Origin of the sequence: Paenibacillus shunpengii, assembly GCF_042684905.1 — a bacterium.
In the GTDB taxonomy this organism is placed as follows: domain Bacteria; phylum Bacillota; class Bacilli; order Paenibacillales; family Paenibacillaceae; genus Paenibacillus; species Paenibacillus shunpengii.
This window is the reverse complement of record NZ_JBHUMJ010000002.1, coordinates 722,819-748,340: the sequence shown is the minus strand read 5'-3', so window position 1 is coordinate 748,340 and position 25,522 is coordinate 722,819. Positions and strand designations below refer to the sequence as shown.

General features: G+C 46.4%; 25 protein-coding genes, 1 tRNA gene and 2 riboswitches. Of the genes, 5 read left to right on the top strand and 21 right to left on the bottom strand.

Annotated features, from left to right (window positions below):
* Positions 1-2: 2 nt before the first annotated feature.
* Genes ACFSVM_RS03345 through ACFSVM_RS03320 form a run of 6 tightly spaced genes read right to left on the bottom strand, consistent with a single transcriptional unit; the run spans position 3 to position 4,972 of the window.
* Positions 3-674: a TadE family protein gene (locus tag ACFSVM_RS03345; protein WP_379260391.1), complete on the bottom strand. Its 672-nt coding sequence runs from the start codon at positions 672-674 to the stop codon at positions 3-5.
* A complete protein-coding gene (locus ACFSVM_RS03340; protein WP_076311946.1) occupies positions 661-846 on the bottom strand; it encodes a Flp1 family type IVb pilin in 186 nt (61 codons plus the stop codon). The genes ACFSVM_RS03345 and ACFSVM_RS03340 overlap by 14 nt, the downstream gene beginning before the upstream one ends.
* 12 nt (positions 847-858) lie before the next feature.
* Positions 859-1,734, bottom strand: a complete 876-nt coding sequence (locus ACFSVM_RS03335) for a type II secretion system F family protein (protein WP_076311947.1) — start codon at positions 1,732-1,734, stop codon at positions 859-861.
* Positions 1,735-1,746: 12 nt separating this feature from the next.
* Positions 1,747-2,541: a type II secretion system F family protein gene (locus ACFSVM_RS03330; protein ID WP_076312588.1), complete on the bottom strand. Its 795-nt coding sequence runs from the start codon at positions 2,539-2,541 to the stop codon at positions 1,747-1,749.
* 8 nt (positions 2,542-2,549) lie between these two features.
* Complete coding sequence (locus ACFSVM_RS03325) at positions 2,550-3,803, bottom strand: CpaF family protein (protein ID WP_076311948.1); 1,254 nt, start codon at positions 3,801-3,803, stop codon at positions 2,550-2,552.
* A complete protein-coding gene (locus ACFSVM_RS03320) occupies positions 3,800-4,972 on the bottom strand; it encodes a nucleotide-binding protein (protein ID WP_076312589.1) in 1,173 nt (390 codons plus the stop codon). The genes ACFSVM_RS03325 and ACFSVM_RS03320 overlap by 4 nt, the downstream gene beginning before the upstream one ends.
* Before the next feature lie 296 nt (positions 4,973-5,268).
* On the opposite strand from ACFSVM_RS03320, the gene ACFSVM_RS03315 reads away from it, so the two are divergent.
* On the top strand, positions 5,269-5,973 hold the full coding sequence (locus ACFSVM_RS03315) for a thermonuclease family protein (RefSeq protein ID WP_379262859.1): 705 nt from the start codon (positions 5,269-5,271) through the stop codon (positions 5,971-5,973).
* A 131-nt stretch (positions 5,974-6,104) separates the two neighbouring features.
* Here the strand turns inward: ACFSVM_RS03315 and ACFSVM_RS03310 are convergent, their stop codons facing one another.
* The 9 genes from ACFSVM_RS03310 to ACFSVM_RS03270 all read right to left on the bottom strand — a co-directional run bounded on the left by ACFSVM_RS03310 (position 6,105) and on the right by ACFSVM_RS03270 (position 16,534).
* Positions 6,105-6,518 (bottom strand): thiol-disulfide oxidoreductase DCC family protein, encoded by a 414-nt coding sequence (locus ACFSVM_RS03310; RefSeq protein WP_379260387.1) that lies wholly within the window; start codon positions 6,516-6,518, stop codon positions 6,105-6,107.
* Between the two features lie 96 nt (positions 6,519-6,614).
* Positions 6,615-6,890, bottom strand: coding sequence for a hypothetical protein (locus tag ACFSVM_RS03305; RefSeq protein WP_047912116.1), 276 nt, complete (start codon positions 6,888-6,890; stop codon positions 6,615-6,617).
* A gap of 214 nt (positions 6,891-7,104) precedes the next feature.
* Positions 7,105-7,524: an organic hydroperoxide resistance protein gene (locus tag ACFSVM_RS03300; protein WP_076311951.1), complete on the bottom strand. Its 420-nt coding sequence runs from the start codon at positions 7,522-7,524 to the stop codon at positions 7,105-7,107.
* Positions 7,525-7,752: 228 nt separating this feature from the next.
* A complete protein-coding gene (locus ACFSVM_RS03295; RefSeq protein WP_379260384.1) occupies positions 7,753-8,718 on the bottom strand; it encodes a LacI family DNA-binding transcriptional regulator in 966 nt (321 codons plus the stop codon).
* Positions 8,719-8,790: 72 nt separating this feature from the next.
* Positions 8,791-12,156 (bottom strand): amylo-alpha-1,6-glucosidase, encoded by a 3,366-nt coding sequence (locus tag ACFSVM_RS03290; protein WP_379260382.1) that lies wholly within the window; start codon positions 12,154-12,156, stop codon positions 8,791-8,793.
* A 53-nt stretch (positions 12,157-12,209) separates the two neighbouring features.
* Entirely contained in the window at positions 12,210-13,802 is a 1,593-nt protein-coding gene (locus tag ACFSVM_RS03285; RefSeq protein ID WP_379260380.1) for an extracellular solute-binding protein, read from the bottom strand.
* Between the two features lie 52 nt (positions 13,803-13,854).
* Positions 13,855-14,757 carry a carbohydrate ABC transporter permease gene (locus tag ACFSVM_RS03280; RefSeq protein ID WP_274359703.1) on the bottom strand — a complete coding sequence of 301 codons (903 nt, stop codon included), beginning with the start codon at positions 14,755-14,757 and terminating at the stop codon, positions 13,855-13,857.
* A gap of 17 nt (positions 14,758-14,774) precedes the next feature.
* Positions 14,775-15,743, bottom strand: coding sequence for an ABC transporter permease (locus ACFSVM_RS03275; protein WP_076311956.1), 969 nt, complete (start codon positions 15,741-15,743; stop codon positions 14,775-14,777).
* Between the two features lie 35 nt (positions 15,744-15,778).
* Positions 15,779-16,534, bottom strand: a complete 756-nt coding sequence (locus ACFSVM_RS03270) for an alpha/beta hydrolase (RefSeq protein ID WP_076311957.1) — start codon at positions 16,532-16,534, stop codon at positions 15,779-15,781.
* Positions 16,535-16,914: 380 nt separating this feature from the next.
* Here ACFSVM_RS03270 and ACFSVM_RS03265 point away from each other — a divergent pair, with 380 nt between their 5' ends.
* Positions 16,915-17,829: a serine hydrolase domain-containing protein gene (locus tag ACFSVM_RS03265; protein ID WP_379260376.1), complete on the top strand. Its 915-nt coding sequence runs from the start codon at positions 16,915-16,917 to the stop codon at positions 17,827-17,829.
* 139 nt (positions 17,830-17,968) lie between these two features.
* Here ACFSVM_RS03265 and ACFSVM_RS03260 read toward each other — a convergent pair whose 3' ends face one another.
* Entirely contained in the window at positions 17,969-18,622 is a 654-nt protein-coding gene (locus ACFSVM_RS03260) for an HAD family hydrolase (RefSeq protein ID WP_379260374.1), read from the bottom strand.
* 212 nt (positions 18,623-18,834) lie between these two features.
* Positions 18,835-19,248 (bottom strand): hypothetical protein, encoded by a 414-nt coding sequence (locus ACFSVM_RS03255; RefSeq protein ID WP_047912125.1) that lies wholly within the window; start codon positions 19,246-19,248, stop codon positions 18,835-18,837.
* Positions 19,249-19,388: 140 nt separating this feature from the next.
* Positions 19,389-19,546, bottom strand: a riboswitch (cyclic di-AMP (ydaO/yuaA leader).
* A 140-nt stretch (positions 19,547-19,686) separates the two neighbouring features.
* Positions 19,687-19,910: riboswitch (cyclic di-AMP (ydaO/yuaA leader) on the bottom strand.
* Between the two features lie 376 nt (positions 19,911-20,286).
* Between ACFSVM_RS03255 and ACFSVM_RS03250 the strand changes: the two genes are divergently transcribed.
* Positions 20,287-20,766, top strand: coding sequence for a glutathione peroxidase (locus tag ACFSVM_RS03250; protein ID WP_047912298.1), 480 nt, complete (start codon positions 20,287-20,289; stop codon positions 20,764-20,766).
* Between the two features lie 84 nt (positions 20,767-20,850).
* Here ACFSVM_RS03250 and ACFSVM_RS03245 read toward each other — a convergent pair.
* A tRNA-Leu gene (locus ACFSVM_RS03245) sits at positions 20,851-20,933 on the bottom strand.
* Between the two features lie 318 nt (positions 20,934-21,251).
* Here ACFSVM_RS03245 and ACFSVM_RS03240 point away from each other — a divergent pair.
* Positions 21,252-21,950, top strand: a complete 699-nt coding sequence (locus tag ACFSVM_RS03240; RefSeq protein WP_076311960.1) for an urease accessory protein UreF — start codon at positions 21,252-21,254, stop codon at positions 21,948-21,950.
* 274 nt (positions 21,951-22,224) lie between these two features.
* Complete coding sequence (locus ACFSVM_RS03235) at positions 22,225-22,854, top strand: hypothetical protein (protein WP_076311961.1); 630 nt, start codon at positions 22,225-22,227, stop codon at positions 22,852-22,854.
* 115 nt (positions 22,855-22,969) lie between these two features.
* On the opposite strand, the gene urtE is transcribed toward ACFSVM_RS03235, so the two are convergent.
* Genes urtE through urtC form a run of 3 tightly spaced genes read right to left on the bottom strand, consistent with a single transcriptional unit; the run spans position 22,970 to position 25,509 of the window.
* Positions 22,970-23,665, bottom strand: coding sequence for an urea ABC transporter ATP-binding subunit UrtE (gene urtE / locus ACFSVM_RS03230; protein WP_379260371.1), 696 nt, complete (start codon positions 23,663-23,665; stop codon positions 22,970-22,972).
* Positions 23,652-24,455 carry an urea ABC transporter ATP-binding protein UrtD gene (urtD, locus tag ACFSVM_RS03225; RefSeq protein ID WP_076311963.1) on the bottom strand — a complete coding sequence of 268 codons (804 nt, stop codon included), beginning with the start codon at positions 24,453-24,455 and terminating at the stop codon, positions 23,652-23,654. Before urtD ends, urtE begins: the two co-directional genes overlap by 14 nt.
* Positions 24,415-25,509, bottom strand: coding sequence for an urea ABC transporter permease subunit UrtC (urtC, locus tag ACFSVM_RS03220; protein ID WP_076311964.1), 1,095 nt, complete (start codon positions 25,507-25,509; stop codon positions 24,415-24,417). Before urtC ends, urtD begins: the two co-directional genes overlap by 41 nt.
* Between the last annotated feature and the right edge of the window lie 13 nt (positions 25,510-25,522).

Here is a 25,522-nt window from a genome sequence, read left to right as displayed (position 1 = left end):
GTTCACATCCCAGCAAATTTTTGCAAAACCTGTGCGATCTCCGAAGGATCACCTGGTGTACCCATCCCTGAAAATCTCGCTCCGTAATACCGCATAAGCTCGACATTTCGAATGAATTCATCAGGTTCTACAACCGTGGATTTGCCTGAATGTTGTATCCGTGGATCACCTGAGAATAAAAAATCGAGCATAGGCAGCCTCACATTTTGGTTCAGCTTGGTCCACACTTGACGGTCGAGCATCTTATTCGCGTATTCCATCTGACCACTGTACAACACAGGCAGAGCTGCACCCGATTGACTCAGCTTCTTCATTGGCAGCTCTTCACTTTCAGCTCCTCCAGGGAGCTCCATTGTTGTAATTTGACCACCGCTGGCTGAACCGAATAGCGCGCCAATCATATGATCGTCAGAAAAACGCCAATACAGAGGATCGGTTTCCCCTTCCGGGTAGGATCCAGTCTTAGCGTCCTTATGACTGTTATCCCAGCTGTATGAGGCACGTTCTGACGCTGCTGAAGCATACTGCAGAAGTGCTGATTTCTGGTACAGCAGCACACAAAAAAACATGAGCACACATAACGACAACAGAATGACGGGAAATACGAGAGAAGCTTCAATCGTGAAGCTCCCCTCCTCTCCTTTCAGATGGCCGCTGCCTTTAGAAGAATTCATTACTTTTGCTCGTAACACTCTCAAGCAAATTCTCAACCAAAGCCTGAATCTGATCCTTAAAAATAAGAGCTACGATCAAGATCACACCTATAATGAGGATCATCTCAAGTGTCCCTAGCCCATCCTCTTCGTTCCAAAAATCTGTCAGTTTGCGCTTGAATAATGCTAACATTATCGTATCCCCCTATAAATTCATCATCATAAATGACGGAGCTCCAACCATAACAACAATGACCAAAAAGATCACCACCATTGGAAATACAAGCTTGGAAGAAGCTTGTTCACCACGTGTTCTGCTGAGTGATTTACGCTTGTCCCACAGCACTCTGGATAGATCACGGAGTGAGAGGACAAAATCTCCCCCGCCTCGTCTAAAATTGAGAAGTACGGTCGTGGTAAATATGGAAACCTCCTGCACTCCACAACGTTTGCTAAACTGCTCAAATGCCTGTTGAAAAGAGTACCCGTTGTTCCACTCTCCCACCATCTGACCCAGCTCGATATAGAGCGGGTGAGCAGATCCTTTCTTTCGTTCCGTGCAATGCAAAATCGCTCTTTGCACCGTTTCGCCGGCGCTAACGAGCAGGACAATTTTGTTCAGAAATTCTGGAAGCTCCATTAAGATATCCTGCTCCCGCAGCTTAACCTTGTGATGCAGATCCTTCATTTGGGCAAACGGAATTACGCCTGCAAGCAATGCTCCGGCGATGAGACCCAAAGGATCTCCCTCCAGCACTAGAGTGAGGAGAGCCCCAGCGATCAGAGACAGCCAGCTATAAACGAGCATTTCAGCAATGAACAGTAAGGTCTTCTCATTGCTATGCTTCAGTCCATAGACTCTTTGTACCGAGTGCTGTATCCGGTACACCAGCATGGGCAGCTTTCTGGTTAACTGCAGCTTCTCTATCAACTCTAGAAAAGGAGCATGAAGTCTTCGAAACCGCATACCTTGCATTTCAATAGAATCCAATACGCGGTATCTCGAGCCTGCCCGTTTGTTAAAGATAATCCAGCCTAGAGCGAGTACAACGACAGTAAGAACACTGCATACAATAATCATGGTTCAATCTCCCTACACTCTTACATCCATAATTCGCTGAACCCAGATGAAGCAGCCAAATAGAATAAGAAGTGCAATACTCGATATGATATATCCAGCCCCGGTATAGAGTGGTGTCAGGAAATCAGGTGAAGTCAGACTTAAAAAAATCAAAAATAAGAAGGGTGCTGCAAACATGGCCTTGGATTCAAACTTCTTTTGCGAAATAGTTACAGCGATTTCCTGCTTGATATCCAGCTTCTCTCCGATGACGGATGAGGTTCGGCGCACAACTTCAACCAAGTCACCGCCCGTACGTTTGCAAGTAACAAATACATCTGCGAAATTCGTGATATCCTCCATCTGGGCCCGGTCAGCGAAGTCTCTTAACGCATCTTCAATAGGCTCGCCGTATTCCATTCTAGTACATATGATCATCAGCTCTTTAATGAGATCGTGGTCTGCTTGAGGGTCCAGCATTCGTAGATCATGCACCGCCTCGCGAAAGGCATTCTCAACCGACTTGCCTGCGGCAAGAGATGAGGATAAGGAATACAGCGCCTGTTTAAAATGAAGACTAAGCGCCTCTCTTCTCTTGTTGAGCAGATAGACATTATAGTATTTCGGTGTGAGAAGAGCTGCGGATGACAGGAGCAAACCGAGAGCCCAGTGATGGTAAAACAGATAGCCTATCCCGAAAAACAGAACTGCACTTGCCGCGATACAGCCAGCTCTCTGTCGATAGGACAGATTGTGCTCCATATAGCGCGGAAGCTTCTGATGAGCCGAAGCATTCGCCGTCTTCGCTGTCACCCTCGCGGCTCCCATTTGATGATTCAAGCGTTCCTCACCTCATTCTCTGCCTCAAGAGAAGGTTCTTGAATTCCTGCTGCCTTGAGTTTATCTTGATGGACAAGCACTCCAGCCGAACGTGCAAGCTGGCCTATAATATGTCCATCTACTTCATTCTGCTCCTGGAAACGGTACAAACAATTCAGCTGTATTTCCCCATCCTTCAAGCCAACAACCTCACTAATCTCTGTCACTCGTCTAGAGCGGTCCCTGAGACGTGATAGATGAATAACAATATCAATGGCAGATGCGATCTGCTGTCTAACAACTGCAACGGGTAAGTCAGCTCCGCTGAGCACCATCGTTTCCAGTCGTGAGATCATATCCGGAATACTGTTTGCATGGCCCGTGGACAGTGATCCTTCATGCCCGGTGTTCATGGCCTGCAGCATATCCAGCGCCTCACTTCCCCGAACCTCACCGACAATGATTCGGTTAGGACGCATTCGCAGAGAGGAGCGGATTAAATCCCGAATGGAAATTTCTCCTTTTCCCTCCGTATTTGCATTTCGGGTCTCCAGCGATACCAGATTCGGAACAGTAACGATCTGAAGCTCTGCTGAATCTTCAATCGTAATGATTCTTTCATCCGGAGGGATGAACTGAGACAATGCATTAAGAAAGGTTGTCTTCCCTGAGCCCGTGCCTCCACTGATAAACATGTTGTATTTGCTTCGAACAAGCTTGCGGAGCAGCTCCGCCGCTTCATCGCTAATGGCTCTTATTCGAACAAGATCCTCCATTGTCATTGGCTTGTCCGGAAATTTACGGATTGTCATCGTGGGTCCCTTTAACGCAACTGGCGGCAGCACGATATTCACCCTTGAGCCGTCCTTTAGCCTGGCATCCACGATGGGTGAGGATTCATTCACGATTCTGTTGACTCCGGAGACGATCGTCTGGATGATATCCTGCAGCCTCTCTTCCGATTCAAACGTGACAGGTGCCTGGCGCACTTCCCCCCTTTCTTCAATGAATATCTCCGTATGACCGTTAATCATAATTTCTGTAATATGGGGATTATCGATCAGCGGCTGAAGCACATCAAGTCCGCGAAAGGAATCATACAGCCTTCGGATGAGAGCATGTTTCTCACCGGAGGTTAGATGAAGGAGCCCGGAATGGCGGAATACCCTTGCCTCAATATGCTCCATCAGCTCCGAGTCACCTGCCGCAGAAGTAACATCAAGCGTCGAACGAATAGAATTCCTAAGTTCTCTAAACGAAGTATCCATCATGGCGAATATTCCTTCTGCAGCATTCCGGCAGCATCGCATAATCTTCGCATTTCTTTTTGATAAATCGGTGACCCGAGCAGCAATTCCGGCTCTTTCATCTGCTTCCACGATGGAATATATGGCAAATATAAGCCGGTATGCATATATTCATCAGGCATCGTATTTACAACCGTTCCCGTATACCGATTAATGACATAAGTGGACTTCTCCTGAATCTGCCCCGTCCTTATCGGATCAAGCTGCTCTTGATATTTCATCCACGCCGAAGCCTTAGCCAGCGTATGGATATCATCAGACAGAAGCCAGATCAACAGATGGGATCTATCCATTAAGGCCTCTGCTCTCTCATCCCATACCGAGTCATGGTCAGTAATGATATATTGATAATGCTCTGATGCAATCAGCACTTCTAATAGTGCGTGCACATCCGACTTTGTGAGCTGGCGCAGCTCATTCCGATTCCTGGCCGGGTAGAAATAATGGGATTTAATCTGTTCATTCCACATGACATAGGATCTGACATCAATTCTCTGTTCCGAAGCCTTTCCTCCTGAACGCCGTGCTCTGATAAGATACATAAGTCTGGAAAAGGCTTCTCCCAGCTCTTCCTCGCTTCCCGCCTGAAGGCTTGTCTGAAGAAAAGGCTTGGTGCTGTCGAGTGTTTCCAGGTTCAAATAAAATACCGAATACCCCGCACGGCCTAGCTGCTTCGCAAGGTTTAAAGCAACTGTCGTTTTGCCGCAGCCCCCGGAAGCCGACGTGACCCCAATCACCAATGACTCCTCTCCGGATCTGCTGACTAAACGAACGTTGCCTGAGCTTGAAACAGCTTCTTCCAAGGCTCCAAGCAGAGCAGATAAGGGCTGGTACTTCATCACGAGGGGCAGATCTCCGTCAGGTGAATCCTGCTCTGCCAGCAATAGGATCGGGACACGCGCTTGATCTAATCCATCCCGCATTAGCTCTATAAATTCCAATTCACCAACGATTAAATCCGGCATCGATGCACGAGTCTGTTCATTCATATATCTCATCATCGCTTCCGGTTGCGAGAAGGCCGTTACATGAAACTTCCTTGAATATTCACTTCCTTGCACGTAATCGAGCACCGCATCAACGTACTCACGCGTTCTGCTTGCCAGTACAATCTTCCTTATGATCAGATGCATCTCTCCCTTCCAGCACAACGAAAAAAAGCACCGTCCATTTCCCGTATCTCCTACGGTATAATGGACGGTGCTTCCGTCACGTGCTGTTTAATTTAATGCTAGATTAGCATAATATTCCATGCTGAGCAAGCACATTTTATGATTATTTATTACGGAATCAAACATCCGTTCCCTTTTCTCATCTTATATAGTACACTATTGAAATGCCTGCTGCCTACATAACAACACCTTAGAATGGAGTGATCAATGTGTCGAAGAAGTGGGCAATCTTAAGCATTCTATGCCTCTTTGTAATTATGATAGGCTGTACGCAGCAAGATGAGCATGAATTTCCCAGGGTACCCGTTACACTGGATCGAGCCGTAGATGGAGATACATTCAAAGTCATCTACGAAGGCAAGAGCCAATCTGTTCGTATGCTGCTCGTGGATACCCCGGAGACCTCTCATCCGAAGCTCGGTGTTCAGCCTCTCGGCATTGAAGCGAAAGAGTATACCAAACAGGTACTTGAACAAGCTGACAAGATCGAGCTGGAGTTTGACATTGGGCAGAACCGGGACAAATATTCTAGACTGCTTGCTTATGTATACGTCGATGGTGTCATGCTTCAGGAATCATTGCTTGAAAAAGGCTATGCAAGAGTCGCCTATATTTATCCGCCAAATGTGCGATATGTGGATCAGTTCGAAGCCATACAGAAAGAAAGTCAGCGTGCAGCCATCGGTATATGGGAATACGAAAATTACGTCCAGGAGGACGGTTTCCACAAGGACGAATATGAATCTGAGACGGTCGCAGATTCGAATAACGACAGTGGAGCTAATGTCAATTCCGATCAACAGCCGGATCGTTCCTGTACCATCAAGGGCAATATCAACTCCAGTGGAGAAAAAATATATCACACCCAGGAGTCCCCTCAATATACAGCAACCATACCCGAGGAATGGTTCTGTACGGAGGAAGAGGCTGAGCTGGCTGGTTTTCGTGCACCCAAAAAATAATCCTGTGGATACGCCGGCTGGAGCATCCAGCCTCTTTGGCAGCTTTCACAGCTCTAGCAATATACGCATTCTAAAAGCCGCCTTTCCATTATACTGAAAGGCGGCTAAAATCATATTTTATGCCTTATTACTTATAAGAAACGTTCCCGAATCTCCGGTGTCGGCAGCATACAGGCATCTTCCCCATCTCGTCCGAACCAGCGATAGCGATTGCGGGCAATGAAATTATACATAATGTCTCGAATAAACTTTGGTACAACTATGAAGCCATAAGCCAAGTAATATGGAAACTTCAATCTTCGGGCTACCTTCAGCGCAGCTGTGGAGCGCGTGTGATATACTCCTTTTTCAATATATACAAAGGTATCCATGGCATCCACGGATAATCCGCCCTGCTCCAGTAAACGTCTTCCGACTTCAGATTGAAGCGAAGCAAAGTAGAATACACCTTCCGAATCCCGCTGAATAATCCATTTCGTTATACCCTGGCACAAATGACACACACCATCAATGAGGACGATATGCTTGTCGCTATAATTCTGCATCCTTCATCTCTCCCGGATTATAATGAATGCATATCACATATATAGAAAAAAAGCGCTAGGATGCTCTTCCTAGTCGCTCATCATCGAATCTGCTTCTTACTTCGTCGCTTGTTCGATCAATTGATTATCCTGAATTTGCTCATGAATCTCGCCTGCAAACTTCTCCATGCACTTGCAGATAAAGTCTTTGCGGCATACCGGACAAGGTGTCTTCTGAAGACGGCTGATGCTTGTCATTTTCCATTCCGGATCACGGGAATAGAATACACGGCACAGTGTTCCGTCCGCGAGCTTCATTGTAAACTCGTAAAGTCCGGCTTCTTCATTTCGGCTGGCAGTTGTTAAGTCTACAATCTGTGGTCTATAAGACATGTAATCACCTGTGATTTCAAATTTATTCATGCCACGTAGCGCATTAGTACTTAGTCATATTAAAGAATTTTAACCCTGATGTCAAATCCCTATACACGAAAAATGAATAAACGTTCCTATTATCTGAAAATTTTCAGAAATATAATCATTAAAAAAGCCGGGAACTCCAGCGTTTATGCAAGAGCCCGGCATTTTAAACGAGATCAGATCGACCTTAAATTACATTAAGCTCAACCGGAATATTACCACGTGTCGCTTTGGAGTAAGGACAGAACTCATGCGCTTTTTTCGCCAGTTCCTCTGCCTGTGCGCGGTCTATACCCGGAATTTTGACATCCAGACGAACCGCGAGCTGGAATCCGTCATCCTGCGGGTCCTTACCGATCATAACGTTGCTGGTTACTTCAACATCACTGAGCTTCACGCCTTCTTTGCGGGCGATGTTGGAAAGGGCGCTCTCATAGCATGCTCCATATCCAGCTGCGAACAGCTGCTCCGGATTCGTTGCATTGCCGCCTGCACCTCCGAGCTCCTTCGGAGTCGACAAGTCATGACGCAATACACCATCCGATGTTTCGAATTTACCGTCTCTGCCACCGCGTACTGTCGCTGTTGCTGTATACAATGCTTCCATTATAATCGCTCCTTCTCATCTGTAATCTTGGATTATCGTGCACTGCTCTTTGCTCTGTTATTCATAACAGGAAGGCAAGAGCGAACCATAGCAAGCTGCATATCCTCTTGATGCAATATCATATGCTGTATCTGATGCAGCACCTGTTGCAGCATCCGCTTGCCTATGCTTTTTTCTTAACCTTGTTCCGCAGAAATTAAACATACGAGCATGCACGATAACTTCCAATCAGACTCGATTAGCAGATTCTCCCCTCACCAAAGTTACGTATATCCGCTCATTCTCCACCGTATCTCCGGAGAGCAGCTTAAGGAGCTGCTCCGCAGCGAGAGCTCCCCATTTTTGCTTAGAGTAGTTAATAGTAGATAATCGTGGCTGCATATAGCCTGCCAGCTCAATATTATCAAACCCGATCAGATGGATATGCTCACCGATCTTCAGATCCGTTTCCGAAATTCGATTCCATAATCCGATGGCCATCTCATCATTTAGACAGAACACAGCAACCGGCTCTTTGTATTCAGCAATAATTTGTTCAGCGGCCTTCTCTCCCCCGGTTTTCTCGAAGTTGCCGCTGATCTCGATACATTCCACATCATGAGAGCGCTCCGAGACCATACGCACTGCTTTCATCCGCTGCATGGAATCGTAAGAGCCTTCCGGACCGGTCACAACATATATTTTCTTATGTCCGAGTTCGATCAGATGCTCCATCGCCAGGGTAGCGCCTGCTTTGTTATCCAGGAGCACCTGGTTAATGTTCGGATGATCGAGCTCGCGGTCCAGCACAACGATCTTATGACCCAAATCCGCATATTTCAGCAGTTCCTCGCTGGCAAACATCTGATCCAATATAATCGCACCATCGATCATGCGCTCTGGCAGCATTTTGTGAGATTGTTCGCCGCTGCATACAATCAGATCATATCCCTGTAAGTTACTGATTTCCTTCATCCCATGAAGAAGATCACCATATACGTCTCCACGGAAGTCCGTTAGAAATACACCAACGATTTTTGTCTCCCGCTTTTTCAAATTACGTGCTGCCGCATTCGGCACATAATTCAATTCTTTGGCAATGGCCAGAATTTTAGAGCTTGTTTCGTCCGTCACCTTGTTGCTCCCATTAAGGGCATAAGAGACCGTAGAAATAGAAACCCCGGCTTTTTTGGCAATGTCCTTAATACTGACCAATAGTCCTCGCTCCCTCATTTGTAACCAAGCCTTGTTATTTGCTTATAGCTATCTTTGATAAAGATAAGAAATTTACATATAAACATCTATTACATTCAGCTGCTGATTCAGCTCGCTATCCAGCACATGGCGTTCAATGCGAACCCCGCCAACCCGATAGGGATGATCTTCTCGATTCAATTCAGCGTCCCTGCCATTTATAACAATTCGTGCAGATTGATGATCGCCAAGATGATACACAAAAGTTACTCTTTTGCCCGCTATTTCAAAATCAAACTCCATACCATCCAGGTCAGACGGCAGCACGGGGTCAATTATCAGATCCTGCTCGTCCTGGCGTATGCCGAGCGCATTTGAAATGAGCTGGTTCATATAAATTCCCGGACCGCTGGAGTATATTCTCCATCCGCCCTTTACTTTGACTTTTCCAGCTCTAAGCTCATCGAAGCGTTCCTGAGCTTCATATCGGTTGCTGAATTTACCATCAGAGCTGCTAAAATAAACATTGCTTTGCCGCAGCTCCGCATTTGGAACCACTTTGGTGATACCAATCGGATTAATTAAACCAAGACCGCTCCACACCTCATCCTTATAGCCCAGCTTGGCCATGGCCTCAACGTACCTTATATGGGCATGTACATACTGCAGACCGACTTCACGCCCGAAGTTGGACGCCTGCTCAGCCCGTTTGAAATGTGTGCTCACCCCTCCGGCATACACGGCAGGTCTGTTCATCAGTCTTACGCCATCCGGGCAAAATAAACGTGTTTTTATCAATTCGTAATGGGACTTGGCCTGCTCCGGACTGAGCAGTTCAGCAATCATGCTTCTCGTCATCGGAAGCAGACGATACTGAATCCCCGTCTCCTCATCGGAAGGATGGAGCATAGGCTTTATATCCTCTAGATTCTCCATATAGATGAAGCCCGGTATGACATTCGTATTTAGCATGTACTTCTGGAAGTCCCGCTTAATACCTTCGGATAGGTTCAGAAGCTCTTGTGCAAGGGTACTCTGAACAGACTTCATCGCCTGTGACAGCTGTCGAAGCGTTTGATAAGTAAGAGCTACTGTCCAGCTGCTGACCATGTATTGCTTGAGCTGGGCATTAGCCGGCTGCAGCGTATCATCCCAATCTCCATCTCCATAGGACGATAGGTACGTATCATGCAGGAAATGACTCTGGATATAACCGATTTCTTTCTGAACATGCTCCAGAATGGTAGAGGTATCTTCAGTAAAATCAAAGCTGTGCTTTAACGTGTACGGAACCCGTTCATCCAGAATACCGTAATCTTGTGTCGCATTTAGATAATCACTGAGCACTTTGAGTGGCCATACGATAATGTCGCCATGACTTTCTTCCTGCTGGATTTGGTTATATTGGTCAAACATGAACCACTGCGGCCAATTTCCGTCATCCTCATATTGATGGGCATATACCATTTTAAGAATGTCACGAACTTGTTCATACTTCTGTGTTGCCATGAAATATTCCACAGGACCTTGGCATACGTCCCTCGTCCCCCATGCGGCACCTCCGTATTGCTCAAGTCCGTGCGGAACCGAATAGTGAACCAGCATATTATGCGTATACCACCAGGCAAGTGAATTCACTTTGAATAACGCTTCAGACCGCTCTGAATCAGGGAATTTTAGATGAAACCCATTCATGACACTGCGGAAAAATTCACGATACTTCTCTTTCTCTTCCATAAAATCAGGAGTAATCGAGGGTAGTGACTTGCCGTCCAGCAATCCCTGCATCGTTAAGGTCCAGCTATGACTAGCCGAAATTTGCAGAACAGTGAGAGAAGCATCACCCCGTACGATTCCTTCAGCCAGACAAGTCTCGTCATGAACCTGAAGCTCCGCCCCATCCATCCACATGGTATAAGACAGCTCAGGATACACTTCATGACTTACCGCAGAGGAATCCGCCTTAATTATCAGCTTGCCTTCCTTCTCTGAATAGTGCACAGGCACTTCATACTCATTTACGTTCATCGTCATCTGATTGGATACCAAATACCGATAGCTGTTCCCGCTCTCAGAACGAACCTGAAGCTGAACCTCTGGACGGTCCACTGATGTAAAATTCGTGATAACGAGCATATCATCCTTCAATTTATAATACCATCGAACGTAGTTAAATCCGATTTCAAACAGTGAAGCCATCGTTAATAAACGATACTCGCCGTCTAACTCTATATATATCCGTTGTCCCGATGTCTTCGGAATATTCAATGCGCTGCGCGAATTACTCATGAGCTTGTTGAAGTTCGTGTTGCCCACAACAACATGGGAATTGAATATTCCATACATATAAGACGTTGTAGTTAACACTTCTGCTCCAAGCTTCACATTGTTCCCGCTCATCAGAATATGACCGTGAGGGCGCTCGACCAGCATTTCCTTGCTTTTTAGCACCACATGCTCGTAGGTATCTGTGAAGAATGCAAGCAATTGCCCATCCTTATACTCTACCTCATGCCGCCCAGCGGCAGGGAACAGCTGATCTACTTCCTCATCAGTCAAGGAGCGTCCGGCGAGTGTCTTACCAATCTGCGGCTTATAGTAAGTGTCTGGCAGTTTATGAGCTGAAGACTTTTCATTCTGTCTTTTATGAGATTTAAAAGTATTCCATGCATCATCTACCACTTCTTTGTATTCCAGTTCGGTAATGGCTTGTTCGTGATGAGGCCGGAACAGTCCATAAAATACGAATGAAGCTTCGCCCGCAAGCACCGTCTGCTCGGATTGCAGAGCTGTATATGCGAATTCATACTGATATACTTCATTAGCAAGTGTCTTGTTCTGCAGTGCTTCGGGTATATTCGTCTCTTTATAGGTAAGTCCATAGAACTGGAAACCGTCTGTCGAGTAGCCTGCTGCACCCGTCAAGGATCCTTGCTGAAGATATGGGAAAGTTCCGCCTTGCGGCTGATTTTGCCGGGAGCATACGACATACCCCTTCTCGGCATCTTCAAATACGGTATGGTCAATGTATTGAGACAAGTAGGCCTCATTGCTGCGTACAGCTCCCGTATCGGCAATTCCAACGTCCTGGCCGTAGATCACATCCACCTTCTGCTCTTCACCTTGAAGTGTTACTTCCCAGAACCACACACCTTGATCTGTCGGAGCAAAGGTTACTGTATAAGCGATGCTTCGCACAGTTCCTGTCCATTCTAGACAATTCCCTTTTTGATAAACATGGCTATCCGAGTGGATACCCAATAAAGGGTACGCCTCAATACCATTTTCAGAATGAATACGCAGGTAAATATTGTTCAGTGAACCGTCTAAGGGGCTCAGCATCAGCTGATTGATCATCACCTTGCCGCTTACCGCTTGAAATAAATCTCCGCTATCCCAAAAAGTAAAGGACAAATCGCCTGCCTGCACTCTTCTTCTCGCATTTGTCAATGTCGTCATGTGTAAGTGTGTTCCTCCTGTCCACTCTCTCTATATACTGATGTATTTCCACCCTACAGCGCATTCAGCTCATCCAGCACAGGCTGTACAAGCGACATTTTGCTCTCTACCCATGCTCTCCAGTTCGCTTCCAGGTCGCCTTCCTTAAGGATCAGATTCGTATACTCTGTCGCATAGTCGAAGGAGGCTTGATTCTTCGCTTTGGAATCGTACAGCTGCACAGTCCAGTCATACTCCGCGAGTGCGCCGCCTTCTTCACCAAGCTTCGCCTTGTTCTGGTAATGAGTGAGAGCTCTCTCACGGTAATCTTCTTTAATGGCAGGGTTAATCATGCTGAAGTCGTCGCCGAGCAGATACAACCCTTCAAACCGGCTCGGATATTTATCCTCCAGACTTGTTCCATTCTCCAGCAGGCTCTTCAGATTGCCATTCTCGTCATACTCCCAATCCGTTCCTTCAAATCCCATGTTAAGGATCAGCTGTCCTTCCTCACTGGTCGTATAATCGAGCATATCCATAATGCGTTCAAACTTGGCATCATCAATATCCGGAGAGAAGATCAGTGCGGACCAGAAATTGGCCTGCTCCAGATTGCGGTATTTACCGTCATCACCCAGTACGATTGCGGTATGAACAAGCTCATCACTCTCTACGCCCAGGTTCTTTCTCATAGCGGTGTCGACGTCTTGTCTATAAGAAGCTAGACCGCCAAGACTTGTCACAGCAGCGGTTCCGCTTACTCTGAAGTTGTCGCTGCCTTCACTGTTCTTCCACGTATAGAACTCAGGGTTGAGCAAGCCTTCTTTATATGCCTCCTGCATCAGCTTAAGACCTGTAAGCGTCTCTTCATCAGCAGCTCCCCAGTGATACTTCCCATCCTCGCCTTTGTAGAAAGCAGACTCTACTCGTGAATGCGCACTGTTCGGCATGATCATGTTCGTCAGTGCATCATCCGCATTAAAGGACAAGGGCACCAGATTAGAACCTACATTGCCTGGATCCTGCTCTTTCACAAGTCTTGCGTATTCCATAAGCTCACCCGTAGTGTAAGCATCCTTCAGCTCAAACCCTACTGCATCAGCCCAGTCCTTCCGAAGTGCAATAACGCCGATTTGGTTGACCAGCGGATCTGCCGGCTTGTTCTCGTAGTACACGGGTCGTGGCAGCAAATACGTACCGCCAGTCAGCTCCTCCAGCTGCTCACCAAGGCCGGTCAGCTCATAGGCTGCTGCCACGTTGGGCCAGCGCTCTTTCCAATCTTCTGGGAATTCATACAGCAGTCCTTGATCGATATAATTCATCGCATCCCCATGCACGTAGTTCCATGTCGCTACATCTGGCAGGTCACCGGAGTTGATCCATAGACGAAGCTTCTCCCCCCAGGAATCCCACTCAATAAAGTTGTACTCCCAGTCGATGTTGTACTTATCCATCCAAAACTGATGGAATTCATTGTCCAGCTGCCCTTCCTTCAATTGAATTGTACTGGCTACGGAAACCGTCATTTTGTCCACATAGTTTCCATTCTCATCCTTTTCGTTGCCACCGGATGCTCCTCCGCTGGAACAAGCTGTCATGATGAGCAGAACAAGCGACATCATGGTTACCAGTGCAGATTTCAACAATTTCTTCTGATTTGTTTTCATGTTATACCCCCATGTTTGATATAGAAGCTGAATGAAAAATATCAATGTATGATCAGGTCTTGATTGCCCCTGTTAGTACCCCTTTGGCAAAATGCTTCTGAAGCAGCGGGAAGAAGCACATAATCGGAACCATGGTCACAAAGACAGCGGCCATCTTCATTCCCGTAGAGAACGAGTTCTTTCCTACCGCCTCCACACTCGATGCATTCGACGCATTGGTCGAGGATTCCACGATAATGGCCCTCAGCACATTTTGCAGCGGCAGCTGATCCTGTCTCCTCAGGAAGATCATGGCGTCATACCAGCTGTTCCAATACGCTACACCATAGAACAAAGTAATCGTTGCTATGATCGGTGCAGCAAGGGGAAGTACAACCGAGAACAAAATTCTCCATTCACCGGCACCATCGAGCCTGGCTGATTCCATCAGTGATTCCGGCAGGCTATGAAAGTAATTCATCATCAGGATCATATTAAAGGCACTGAAGCTGCCTGCAAGAATGACGGACATTAATGTCCCTGTCAGATGCAGTGATTTCATGACAAGATAGAGAGGTACAATGCCCCCATTAAAAATCATCGTAAAAAGAACAAGGAAGAAGATCAGCTTCTTGCCCGGAAATTTATTGCGGCTAAGGCCATAAGCCATGCTTGTCGTTAAAAACAAACTGAGTGGCAGCCCAATCACAAGCAGCTTGGTTGTATTCCAATATCCGGTCAGGATACTTCCATCAGCAAAGAGTGCTGTATAAGAATCAAATGTGAACTCTTTAGGAAACATGAGCAGCGGATTCTCCGCATACTCCTTCGGCGTTGCGAACGAGATCATAATGACATTCCAAAAAGGAATTAAGATCAGCAGCGCCATCATACTCAGAACGAAAAGGATAAAATAATCGATAAACGTCATTTTATTGCTCAGGAACTTTGGTTTTTTTCTAGCTATCGTGCTCATCAGTTTATTCTCCTCTCCTATCGGAACAACCCGTCTCCACCCAGCTTCTTAGCTACCCGGTCCGCTGCCAGCAAGAGGAACATGTTCACAAGTGAGCGGAACAGGCTGACTGCAGTCGAGAATGAAAAGTCCGTCGAGGACTGGAAGGTGATCCGATAAATATAGACATCAAGGACTTCGGACACATTCTGTGTCGCTGCATTCGCAAGGTTGAAGATCTGATCAAAACCGGAAGACATCAGCCCGCCGACATTCAAGATGAACATGACTGTAATCGTCGGTAGAATATTCGGCAGCGTAATCCGGAACATCTGCTGCAGTCTTGAGGCACCGTCAATCTGAGCTGACTCGTACTGATCCTGATCAATTCCTGATATGGCCGCCAGATAGATGATGGCTCCCCAGCCTGTTGATTTCCAAATATCTGTGAGCAGGAGCATCGGCACGAAGGTATCCTCTGATCCCAGGAAATTAATCGTTGGCAGGCCGACTAATGCAAGCGCACTGTTCACCAGTCCATCGTAAGCGAGGACATTGATGACAATCCCCGAGACGATAATCCAGGACAGGAAGTGCGGAAACGTAAATACGGTCTGGAATAATTTTTTCGTTCTTCGCATCCGAAGCTCATTCAGCATCAGTGCCAGCAATATCGGAAACGGGAACTGGACGACCAGCTTCAAAATGTTGATATATAACGTTCGCCATACCGCATCAATAAAGGCAGGGTCTCTGAACACGTATTCAAAATTCTCGAAGCCGACCCAAGGACTTCCCCATATGCCCAGGTTCGCTTTATATTCCTTGAATGCGAGCGATAACCCGCCCATCGGCAGATAAGCAAACAGGATGAGCCAGATTAACCCTGGTATGAGCAGGGTATAAGTCATACGGTGTTTCCAGATCTCTGAGAACAGTCTTCGGCTTCTGGTTGGATCTGGCTTTACTTTTTTACCAGACCCAGACTCTAGAGCAGCTGGTTTCAATTTGCATCTCCTCACTCTTCATAGATCTAATCTTCTTAAGCTTCTTCAAAAAGAAATTCAAAAGCAGTACTTAAATGCCTTTCCCAGAAAGACCAGTCATGAGCTCCCGGGCTCTCTACATACTTGAATTTATAAGTTGAATGATTCATAGAAGCGGCAAATTCTCGATTCATGTCTATAAAAGGATCATCACTCCCGCAGCAGCAAAGTATGGATGGAAGACGGGTCCCTTCTTCAGCCCTAGCCCGGGCAAGCGCATACAAATCTTCATGCGGCTGTACCTCCAGATTTGTGCCGAATACCCCTTGCATCTCCTTGATCAAGTCAGTGGTCATGTCACTTCTGTGCAGTCTCTGCTGGATATCCGTCACCCCTGAAAATGAAACGACTTTACGGTAACGTTCTGGATAAGTCAGCCCGCATTTAAGTGCTCCGTATCCTCCCATCGACAATCCTGCGACATAAGTCAGTTCGGGATCCTGGTTCATGTGGATGAGATTGGCACAAGTCCTGGGCAGCTCCTCCGTGATGTAATAAAAATAATCGAGTCCATACGCCATATCGGTATAGTAGCTTCGATTGGCCTCCGGCATGATGACTGTGCATCCATATTTCTGCGCATACGTCTCCATTGTGGTCATACGATGCCAAGTGCTCGCATTATCTCCTGCACCGTGGAGCAAATAAAGCGTACAACTCGGTCGTTCCCCATATTCTGTTGGAGAGATGACATGGATGCTTGTCGTCATACGAAGCGTCGGCGAACCTGTCTCTACTGCTATATAGGCCATAAAAATCTCCTTTCTGATCCACTTTTTCGAATCGTTTCACCATACTATTCTACGGTTATTCCTCTGTTTTTCGATGATAAAGTCATTTGGAATCGCTTTCTTCGAATCGTTTCGATTCCTATCATAAGCTCTTCTCTTGAAGATTGTCAATGCAGTTTACATGGTTTTTTACCGATCTCTAAAAAGCACAGCTGAAGATATTGACTTTCAAATGAGCCTGTAATACCATATTTCACGAAATTCAGAGGACTGGAATCAATCTCCTAATCTCCCTTAAGCTGATTTATGAAATTAATTCCCTGTTCTAAACGTTTCGAAGCTATGACTTGTACTGAAACCTGTGTCAGATCCATGCTGGCGAATTAGGAATGGAGGAAACTATGATACGTACATTGAGCGGCTTTGAGAAGAAGATTAGATCACAAGACTTAAATGTCTTTTCGATTCGTGTGCTGCAGGATGGCGGGCTGGTTGGAGAATGGAACCGTGATCAAGACATGCGTCGTCAGCAGCATTCAATCAGCAAATCATTTACATGCATGGCCGCTGGTCTTGCCATCGAGGAAGGAAAGCTCACACTGGATACAAAGCTCGGTGAATTTTTCAACTACAACACCACTTACCGCTCTCAGGATCCGCAGCTTCCTTCTCCGGATGAGCTCACCCTTTATGATTTGTTACGGATGTCTTCGGGACACGACTCTCCACCGCTATGGCTGCCGGAGCGGCAGTCACTGACGGAGAAGGATTGGGCAAAATACTATTTGTCCCTGCCGCTGAACCGCCCTCCCGGCAAACAGTTTACTTACAGCAGCGGCGATACATTCATGATCTCGGCGTTGATTCAGGCAGCCGTCGGTGAGACGGTCCACCGTTATTTGAACTCCCGCTTGTTTGATCCTCTGGGTATACATCATGTGGAATGGGAAACCTCGCCTCTCGGGGTCACTTTGGGATGTGCAGGCCTCGTGATCAGCACCGAAGAATTAAGCAGATTCGGCCAAATGCTGCTGGATGAGGGGGCTTACGAGGGCAAGCAGCTGGTGCCTGCAGAATGGATTCAATTTGCGACTCGCAAGCATATTGATTCTGTCGGCGAAGGAGACTGGTCGCTCGGCTATGGCTGTCAGTTTTGGATGTGTTCTCACGGAGCATATCGAGGGGATGGTGCACACGGCCAGCTGCTCGTGATCATACCGGACCGGAGAGCCGTGATTGCTGTTAACAGTGAGGAAGATCGTATACAGTCTATCCTTGACGCAGTGTGGGAGGATGTCCTGCCTATTTTAGAATAAGCCGCCTGTCACTCTTGAACCAACTCCCTGAACGCAGGAAAACTGCGCCCCAGCTGTTAGCTTGCTGCTAACCATCGGAGCGCAGTCCCTCTGCACAGCAGCTACTATCTGCTGTATAAGCCTCAGTTTATTATTAGGTTTATAGAAGCAGGGCCGTCAGTGCGTTCAGATTATTCACAGTATAGTCCGGTGTATCCTTATCATTCGTGAAAGGCTGGTAGCGGCCGTAACCCTGCATAATTCGAATCGTAATCATTCCAAGCGATTTGGCTGGGATAATATCATTATCAATACGATCCCCGATCATGATGGATTCCGAGGGCTCAGCTCCGGCTGTTTTCAGTGCATATTGATATAAGCGCACATCTGGTTTAGACAAGCCTTGTTCGGCCGAACATGCAATAACATCTACATAAGAACGAAGTCCATATTTCTCCAGCCGCTCTTCCGTACCCGGACTTTGGTTAGCCACGATACCGATCCTATAGCGTTCGCCCAGCTGCTCAAGAACAGACCGAGCTTCAGCGTAAGGCTCTTCGAGCTCCTTTTGAAACTTAAGCCTAGGCTTGATATACTCTCTGTCCTCCTCGGAAGGCACGAGCTCCGAAATCGCGTACTGCATGGGAGAAGCGATGTAATTGGAATAGCTCTGAATAAATTTGCTGCGTACGTCCTCCATTGTAATGTTATACCCGAGTCCATTTGCTTCTCTCACAAATTGGCCGATAATGTGATCAACGGGAACCCATTCATTTACGAGTGTATCTCCTATATCAAAAAAGAGCCATTTCACATGATCAAACTTCCCCATAATGCCATTCTCTACCTTTCCATCTGTAAATATAGAAAAAGAGACCCATGCTTATATCACGAGTCTCACATGCTATGTTTCCTTTAACTCCAGTATATCAATCCTGCATCTAATTACGCAAACTGTATAGTAAGCACCTACACTAGCCATTAGCCGCAGTCTCCTGCTTCTATCGCTGTGTGCGTGCAGATCAATTAATTAACAGCAGCCCGTTCTCCATTTAACAGAAATCCTACTTCGCCCTTGATTGTAAAAATAACGTGGTCTGCGCCCATACCGCGGTATACTCCGCGAGGATGATTCAGCTGTGTAATAATGGTAATCGGCTTACGTGTCCAGGGTCTGCATATTTGCAAAAACCGGCAGGTCAGATTCAAGCTGTTCTCAAAAATAAAAATACGTCCTACCGCCGCATTAGGCAGCAGCCATTTACTTGTAAACGCCGTATCCATACGTATAATGTGCTCTACTCCAAGCCGTTTGACCTGCTTCTCTTCCTGTGCACTGTTCGTCAGTACAGCAAAAGAAAGCTTCTTGTACATTAATAATCGAATAAAATTTCTGGCCGCTTCATTTGGTGCCGTAACTAAAATAACTTCATCACTCATTACAATCATTTCCTCCCTGTAATAGAAAAAGACAACAAAAAAAGAACACCGACGATCAAAGGCATGCCCGGTGCTCTCCCACCTATATATCAGAACATGGCAAAACATGACCTGCGATATAGGCGCTACTCGGCTTGCTGCCTCTCCCTTTGTTACGCTTACGAGGTTAGCTGTCGGATTCGGACAAGAGAGATTGCCCTATTCACGGCAATAGCCATGAAATTCACCCCATGGATCGATGCATCCACATCTGGGTCCCCCGCTTTTTGGATCAACAAAAATTCAGCGCATAAATAAAACCACAGAGGATTAAACCTCTGTGGCTGATCGCTCACAAGATTTATCATTCCTCTCTCAAACGTTGGCACAGACGATACCTAGAGAATATTCACGTTAAGCGAAGTGAAGGAAAGAATCATGCATTTCTTCCACATCTCTAGTTCAGCTCTGTACAGCTTACGAGGTTAGCTGTCGGATTCGGACGGTGAGAGTCGTCCTATCTGTTCCTGATGATTCCATATGACATTCCACATGAATCTTCGGTTCAGAATTCACCCCATGCATCGTGTATCATTCGGCTCTCACACCGAATCAAGCACGCTGCCTTACTCTGGTTCCCCCGCTCTCCGCCATATTAGGCAGAAATTAAGCGATCATAGCAATGAGAAACTATTTAAATAAACGGTTGTTCGTTTGCTCAAGATTTACGATATGAATCATACACCCGTTGAAAATCGATGTAAAGCTCCTTCAGCGGCTCATCTTGACGATTTAGCGTTGTTTTTGGATAGAATAAGAGTAAAACATTCATCAATATGCATGCAGCTTATCTGTTCTCAGTTTATCTCGTTATTTCGTTTAATTCTAATGCCTAAGTTTACCTTCGACAATCGTCCCCCTCCATTCTTAAGCTTTGTTTGACTTTCTCCATATATTGTTTAAAATTAAATTGTTATCAATATATATAATGAGATTGATGGAAAACGGCAATACAAGCATCATTTATATTCCAAATTTATAAAAAGGATGGATGAAGGCATGTCGATTTATCAATACCAAGTGAATACACTTAAAGGCCAGAAGTTAAGCATGGAGGAGTACAAAGGAAAAGTACTCTTGATCGTAAATACAGCGAGCAAGTGCGGACTAACCCCTCAATACAAAGGACTGCAGGAGCTATATGACAAATTCAATGACCAATCCTTTGAAATTCTCGGTTTCCCCAGCAACCAATTTGCCGAACAAGAACCGGGCTCAAATGATGAAATCGCAGAGTTCTGCCAAATGAACTATGGTGTGAGCTTCCCGATGTTTGAGAAGATTAAAGTCAATGGAGATGAGGCACATCCGCTGTTCAAGCACTTAAAGGACAGTGCACCAGGTATACTTGGCTCGAAGGCGATTAAGTGGAATTTCACCAAGTTTCTTATCGATCAGAACGGAAATATTGTAAAAAGATACAGTCCACAAACGACACCGGACAAGATTGAAGCGGATATCGCCAAGCTGTTAAAATGAGAATTTTGCATGTAATCCCCGTCGAAACCCACACTGAGCAAAAAAAAGAGCTTGAAGCAAATTGCTTCAAGCTCTTTCGTATGATGCGGTCGAGAGGACTCGAACCTCCACGGGTATACACCCACTACCCCCTCAAGATAGCGTGTCTGCCATTCCACCACGACCGCGCATCTTGTATAGCATTTTCGTGCCAACAAAATATATTATACACACTTATCAACCATAAGTAAAGTCATTATTTTAAAATTTATTTTTTGATTTTAGATAAGACTGTGAAGTTAAGTAAATGTCAATATATCTTACATTAAAAATAGGTATTTAACTGTTTATAGGATATTATTCCGTTTTATTATTGACAGTATAAGGATGTTTATGTAAAAATACATATCAAACATACCGATATTCAAAGATAAATTGACATATACATAACATATGAATTCACCCAAGATGGTTATCGCGTTTAACACAATAAGGGGGCGAATCTGGTGAACAGAGGAAATAAGCTTCTTGATTATGTAAAACTGCTTGATTCCTCACTTCAAGTCGGAGGATTCTCTCATTCCTTCGGACTTAAGTCATACATCGAGGAAGGTACGATCCAAACGACTACCGACCTGGAGACATTCATGCGATGCGAGCTGCATCCAAGTCTCGTGCAGTTGGAAGGCATGGCAATCAAGGCCATCTACACAGCAGTAGAGCAGAAGGATGAGTGGAGAATCGCCCTCATTGATAAGATGCTTCACGTCAAGCGAACCCCTGCTTACAAACGGGAATCCTCCAGAGCCATGGGAAAGCGTCTCATCAAACTGTCTAAAGCGCTGCATCCATGGATGGACTTTGAGCATTTCGAAGCTCTTATCCATCGATATGATGCTGTCGGCTCACTCCCCGTCGTTCATGCCTGGATCAATACTCAGCTTGAGGTTACCGCCGACGACGCAGCTTCCGGTTATCTTCATGCTGCCAAGGATGTATGCCTGATTCACGCAAGACGACTATTAAAAATCGAAACCCGCGATCTCGACGCCTTGTCCAGCGTACTGGACAGTGACCTCGAAGAAGAATGGAACAGAGCCAGAAGCGCAAGCCTCCAGCCCTTCCAGAGCTCAATTCTGTCAATGCAATCCCTCATACCGGGCTTCCCCTTCCACGAATCCGGTATTGAACATACAAGAGCTTAAGCCTAAGGCCCCTCCAGCTCACCTCTTCAGGGCCTCCCAAGCCCCTCCCTATCTAAAGCACGCCTGGCCCCCTTCCTCTGCCAGCGTGCTTTTTTTCGTCATAATTCCACTTTACGCTGTCGCAAAAGAACGACGTATGTAAGTGATTAATGATTGTTAGATGACGCAAGAACGTATATAATATGATCAACCTTTTTTTTGGAAGAAACTCAATCTCAACACAACACCTCTGATCCATTAAAAATGTCAATATAAGTGTAGGGAGAGACTACTATTGTCCGAAGCCGAACCCTTTTTTATAAAGACCTCGTCCGAAGATTTCAAGTCAACCATTGTCATTATTGACGCTTACGGAACGATATGCTCGTACAACCATCCTCTGCCCGAGAAGATGTCCCGTTATGAATGTATTACCAGTACCAATTGGCTGGGTTCTAATTATTTCAATCTAATGGCGTCATTTCCAGGGGCGTGTCCACACAGCATGAATAACATTATCAATCAACTCAAAGAAGTACTAAACAACAACATGGCAGGTTATGTGTGCGAAGTCAGGATACTGCGGGACAACAGTTACATATGGCTTCGTCTGGAAGCATCTCTATATGAAACCTCCCTCCAATCTGACTTCAAAGGACTTGTCGTTACTCACGTTGATATCACACACCTGAAACACCTTGAACATCATCTCAAGGATGCCTCTTCCCAAATACGAACTCTTCGAGGAATGCTGCCGATCTGTGCTGTATGCAAGCGCATCAGAGATGAAGAAGATGAATGGAATACTGTGGAGAGTTTTGTCGAGAAGCATACACATGCCGAATTCACCCATGATATATGCCCTGAATGCATTCGCAAGCTGTACCCGCAATATGCAAGGATTCTAGATCACCCCTTGAGCTAGTTAACACCAGCGTTCACATAGCTCATGAATCATCAAAAAAAAACTCACCTAGAACGGACTCCTTCCGAATCAGGGCGAGTGTTTTTGTAATACCGTATTTCTTAGTTTAAACCACCTAGACCGTGAGATAATGCTCAAATGCTGCCAGATCCAGATCCTCCGGCTTGCCATGCATCGCAATACTACCCTTATCCATGACATAAATATAGTCTGCCACACTGCGAACAAATTCCTCGCTCTGCTCTACGAGCAGAATGGCCGTATCCTTCTGATTCTTAATCCGAATAATGACATCGCGAATATCATCTACAATCGACGGCTGAATTCCTTCTGTCGGCTCATCCAGCAGCAGAAGCTTAGGCCTCGCGGCCAGCGCTCTTGCAAAGGCGAGCTGCTGCTGCTGCCCTCCACTTAGATCTCCACCTTGCCGCTTGTACATCGTAGGCAGCACCGGGAACATAGCAAGCACATCCTCAGGAAACACTTTGCTTCTCTTAGAGGCTGTTTCAAGACCCAGCATCAGGTTCTCTTTTACGGACAGTTGCGGAAAAATATCCCGGCCCTGCGGAACATATCCGATGCCTGCACGGGCTCTCTTCGCAGAATTCCACTCCGAGATATCCGTACCCTCCCAGCTTATTTCACCTTGGCTCGTCTTGAGAACACCCATAAGCGTACGAAGTAGAGTTGATTTACCGACTCCATTTCTGCCCATTAGACACACGACCTGTCCTGGTTCGATATCCAGATGAACACGACGGAGCACCATACTCTCACCATATCCAGATTCAATATTTTTAAGTGACAGCATCCTGCTTCCTCCTTTTGCCCAAATAGACCTCGGCGACAACAGGATTCTGCTGAACCTCAAGCATGGTCCCTTCCGTCAGCAGCTTGCCCTCATGCATAACCGTGACCTTCTCTGCATATTGTCTGACAAACTCCATATCGTGCTCAACAACGACTACAGAGCGTTTCTTGGCAATACTCCGAAGCAGTTCTCCCGTCTTCAACGTTTCATCATCTGTCATCCCGGCCACCGGCTCATCAAGCAGAAGTACATGAGGCTCCTGCAGCAGCAGCATCCCGATCTCAAGCCACTGCTTCTCTCCATGAGACAGCGCCCCCGCCCTTACCAGGATTCGATCGGTTAGACCGATCTGTGTAAGGACTTCTTCCATCGCATGGCTTATCTCGCCTCCACGAAGACCTCGCAGCGAATGAAAAGCCCCTTTGTTCTGATCATCAGCAAGCTCCAGATTTTCCTTGACCGTTAGACCACCGAACACCGACGGCGCTTGAAATTTCCGTCCGATTCCAAGCCTTGCGATCTGATGCTCTTTTTTACGAGTCAAGTCGGTTCCATCAGGAAGCAGCACCTTACCGGACACAGGCTTCGTTTTACCGCAAATGACATCAAGCATCGTGGTCTTCCCTGCCCCGTTAGGCCCGATCAGAAAGTGAAGCTCATTAGATCTGAGGTTAAGATTCATCCCGTTCACAGCGACGAAGCCTGAAAAAGACACCGTTATGTCCTGAACAGACAGAACCGTTTTTCCTTTAGGATGTAGCTCGTTCGGCTTCAACAACGGACTTGGCATCTCGAGCACCTCCCTTCCGTCTCCACCATCTGGACAGATTATGATATACCCCGACAAGTCCACGAGGCATAAACAAGACAATAGCTACAAATAAACCACCCATAACGAACAGCCAGCCCTCTGGATACGCCTCACTAATCCCTGTCTTCGCTGCATTCAGAATGACGGCACCAATCACAGCACCAATTAATGTCCCTCTGCCTCCAAGCGCTACCCACAGCACCATCTCAATAGAAGGAACGATACCCATCATAGAAGGAGATATAATTCCTACTTGCAGTACATAGAGCATTCCAGCGAGACCAGCAAGCGCCCCTGACAAGGTAAAGGCCAGTGTTTTGTACCAAGCAGGATCATAGCCCAAGAATCGAACACGATTCTCTCCGTCTCGAGCGGCTTCCAGCACCTGACCAAACCGACTGCGAACGATACGTCTGCACAAAATATAAGCAAGAACCAGAACCACCAGTGTTACATAATACAACATAATGGTGGTAGTGGGATGGTGCAGCTGCATACCGAAAATTTGGTTATAGCCGGTTAGACCGTTCGTTCCACCTGTCCACTCCTGTTTACCAACAAACAAGGTAACGACAATCATAACAAGCGCTTGGGTCAGAATTGTAAAGTATACTCCGGCGATCCGATTTTTAAAGGTGAAAAAACCGAGTAGAAACGCCAGCAGTGCCGGAAGTAAAATCCCGAGCAGCATCGCGATCGGAAACGATCGAAAGGGCTCCCAGAACCACGGAAGCTTCTCCACACTGTTCCATACCATAAAATCAGGCAGCGAAGCCCCACTTGCCTGCAGCTTCAAATACATCGCCATCGCGTACGCTCCAAGACCGAAGAATACACCATGGCCCAAGCTAAGTACACCACCATACCCCCATATAAGATCCAGTCCTATAGCCAAGATAGCCACGGCCAGAAATTTCGCCAGCAGACTTAGTCGGAACTCCGTGGAAACAAGCGGCGCAAGACTCATTAGAATGAGGACGATCCCCCAGGCGATACGCTGTCCACGAACTCCAAGTTTGTTAACAATCGGCATCGGTATCCCTCCT

Excerpts from the sequence above, each read along its gene's own strand:
- ACFSVM_RS03300 (WP_076311951.1), bottom strand. The coding sequence starts at position 7,524 with ATGGAAGCATTGTATACAGCAACAGCGACAGTACGCGGTGGCAGAGAC.
- ACFSVM_RS03290 (WP_379260382.1), bottom strand. The coding sequence starts at position 12,156 with ATGACGACATTGACAAATGCGAGAAGAAGAGTGCAGGCAGGCGATTTG.
- ACFSVM_RS03310 (WP_379260387.1), bottom strand. The coding sequence starts at position 6,518 with ATGCAGAATTATAGCGACAAGCATATCGTCCTCATTGATGGTGTGTGT.
- ACFSVM_RS03285 (WP_379260380.1), bottom strand. The coding sequence starts at position 13,802 with ATGAAAACAAATCAGAAGAAATTGTTGAAATCTGCACTGGTAACCATG.
- ACFSVM_RS03250 (WP_047912298.1), top strand. The coding sequence starts at position 20,287 with ATGTCGATTTATCAATACCAAGTGAATACACTTAAAGGCCAGAAGTTA.
- ACFSVM_RS03270 (WP_076311957.1), bottom strand. The coding sequence starts at position 16,534 with ATGGCCTATATAGCAGTAGAGACAGGTTCGCCGACGCTTCGTATGACG.
- ACFSVM_RS03305 (WP_047912116.1), bottom strand. The coding sequence starts at position 6,890 with ATGTCTTATAGACCACAGATTGTAGACTTAACAACTGCCAGCCGAAAT.
- urtD (WP_076311963.1), bottom strand. The coding sequence starts at position 24,455 with ATGCCAAGTCCGTTGTTGAAGCCGAACGAGCTACATCCTAAAGGAAAA.
- ACFSVM_RS03345 (WP_379260391.1), bottom strand. The coding sequence starts at position 674 with ATGAATTCTTCTAAAGGCAGCGGCCATCTGAAAGGAGAGGAGGGGAGC.
- ACFSVM_RS03325 (WP_076311948.1), bottom strand. The coding sequence starts at position 3,803 with ATGATGGATACTTCGTTTAGAGAACTTAGGAATTCTATTCGTTCGACG.
- ACFSVM_RS03335 (WP_076311947.1), bottom strand. The coding sequence starts at position 1,734 with ATGATTATTGTATGCAGTGTTCTTACTGTCGTTGTACTCGCTCTAGGC.
- ACFSVM_RS03265 (WP_379260376.1), top strand. The coding sequence starts at position 16,915 with ATGATACGTACATTGAGCGGCTTTGAGAAGAAGATTAGATCACAAGAC.
- ACFSVM_RS03320 (WP_076312589.1), bottom strand. The coding sequence starts at position 4,972 with ATGCATCTGATCATAAGGAAGATTGTACTGGCAAGCAGAACGCGTGAG.
- ACFSVM_RS03315 (WP_379262859.1), top strand. The coding sequence starts at position 5,269 with ATGATAGGCTGTACGCAGCAAGATGAGCATGAATTTCCCAGGGTACCC.
- ACFSVM_RS03255 (WP_047912125.1), bottom strand. The coding sequence starts at position 19,248 with ATGAGTGATGAAGTTATTTTAGTTACGGCACCAAATGAAGCGGCCAGA.
- ACFSVM_RS03330 (WP_076312588.1), bottom strand. The coding sequence starts at position 2,541 with ATGGGAGCCGCGAGGGTGACAGCGAAGACGGCGAATGCTTCGGCTCAT.
- urtC (WP_076311964.1), bottom strand. The coding sequence starts at position 25,509 with ATGCCGATTGTTAACAAACTTGGAGTTCGTGGACAGCGTATCGCCTGG.
- ACFSVM_RS03280 (WP_274359703.1), bottom strand. The coding sequence starts at position 14,757 with ATGAGCACGATAGCTAGAAAAAAACCAAAGTTCCTGAGCAATAAAATG.
- ACFSVM_RS03340 (WP_076311946.1), bottom strand. The coding sequence starts at position 846 with ATGTTAGCATTATTCAAGCGCAAACTGACAGATTTTTGGAACGAAGAG.
- urtE (WP_379260371.1), bottom strand. The coding sequence starts at position 23,665 with ATGCTGTCACTTAAAAATATTGAATCTGGATATGGTGAGAGTATGGTG.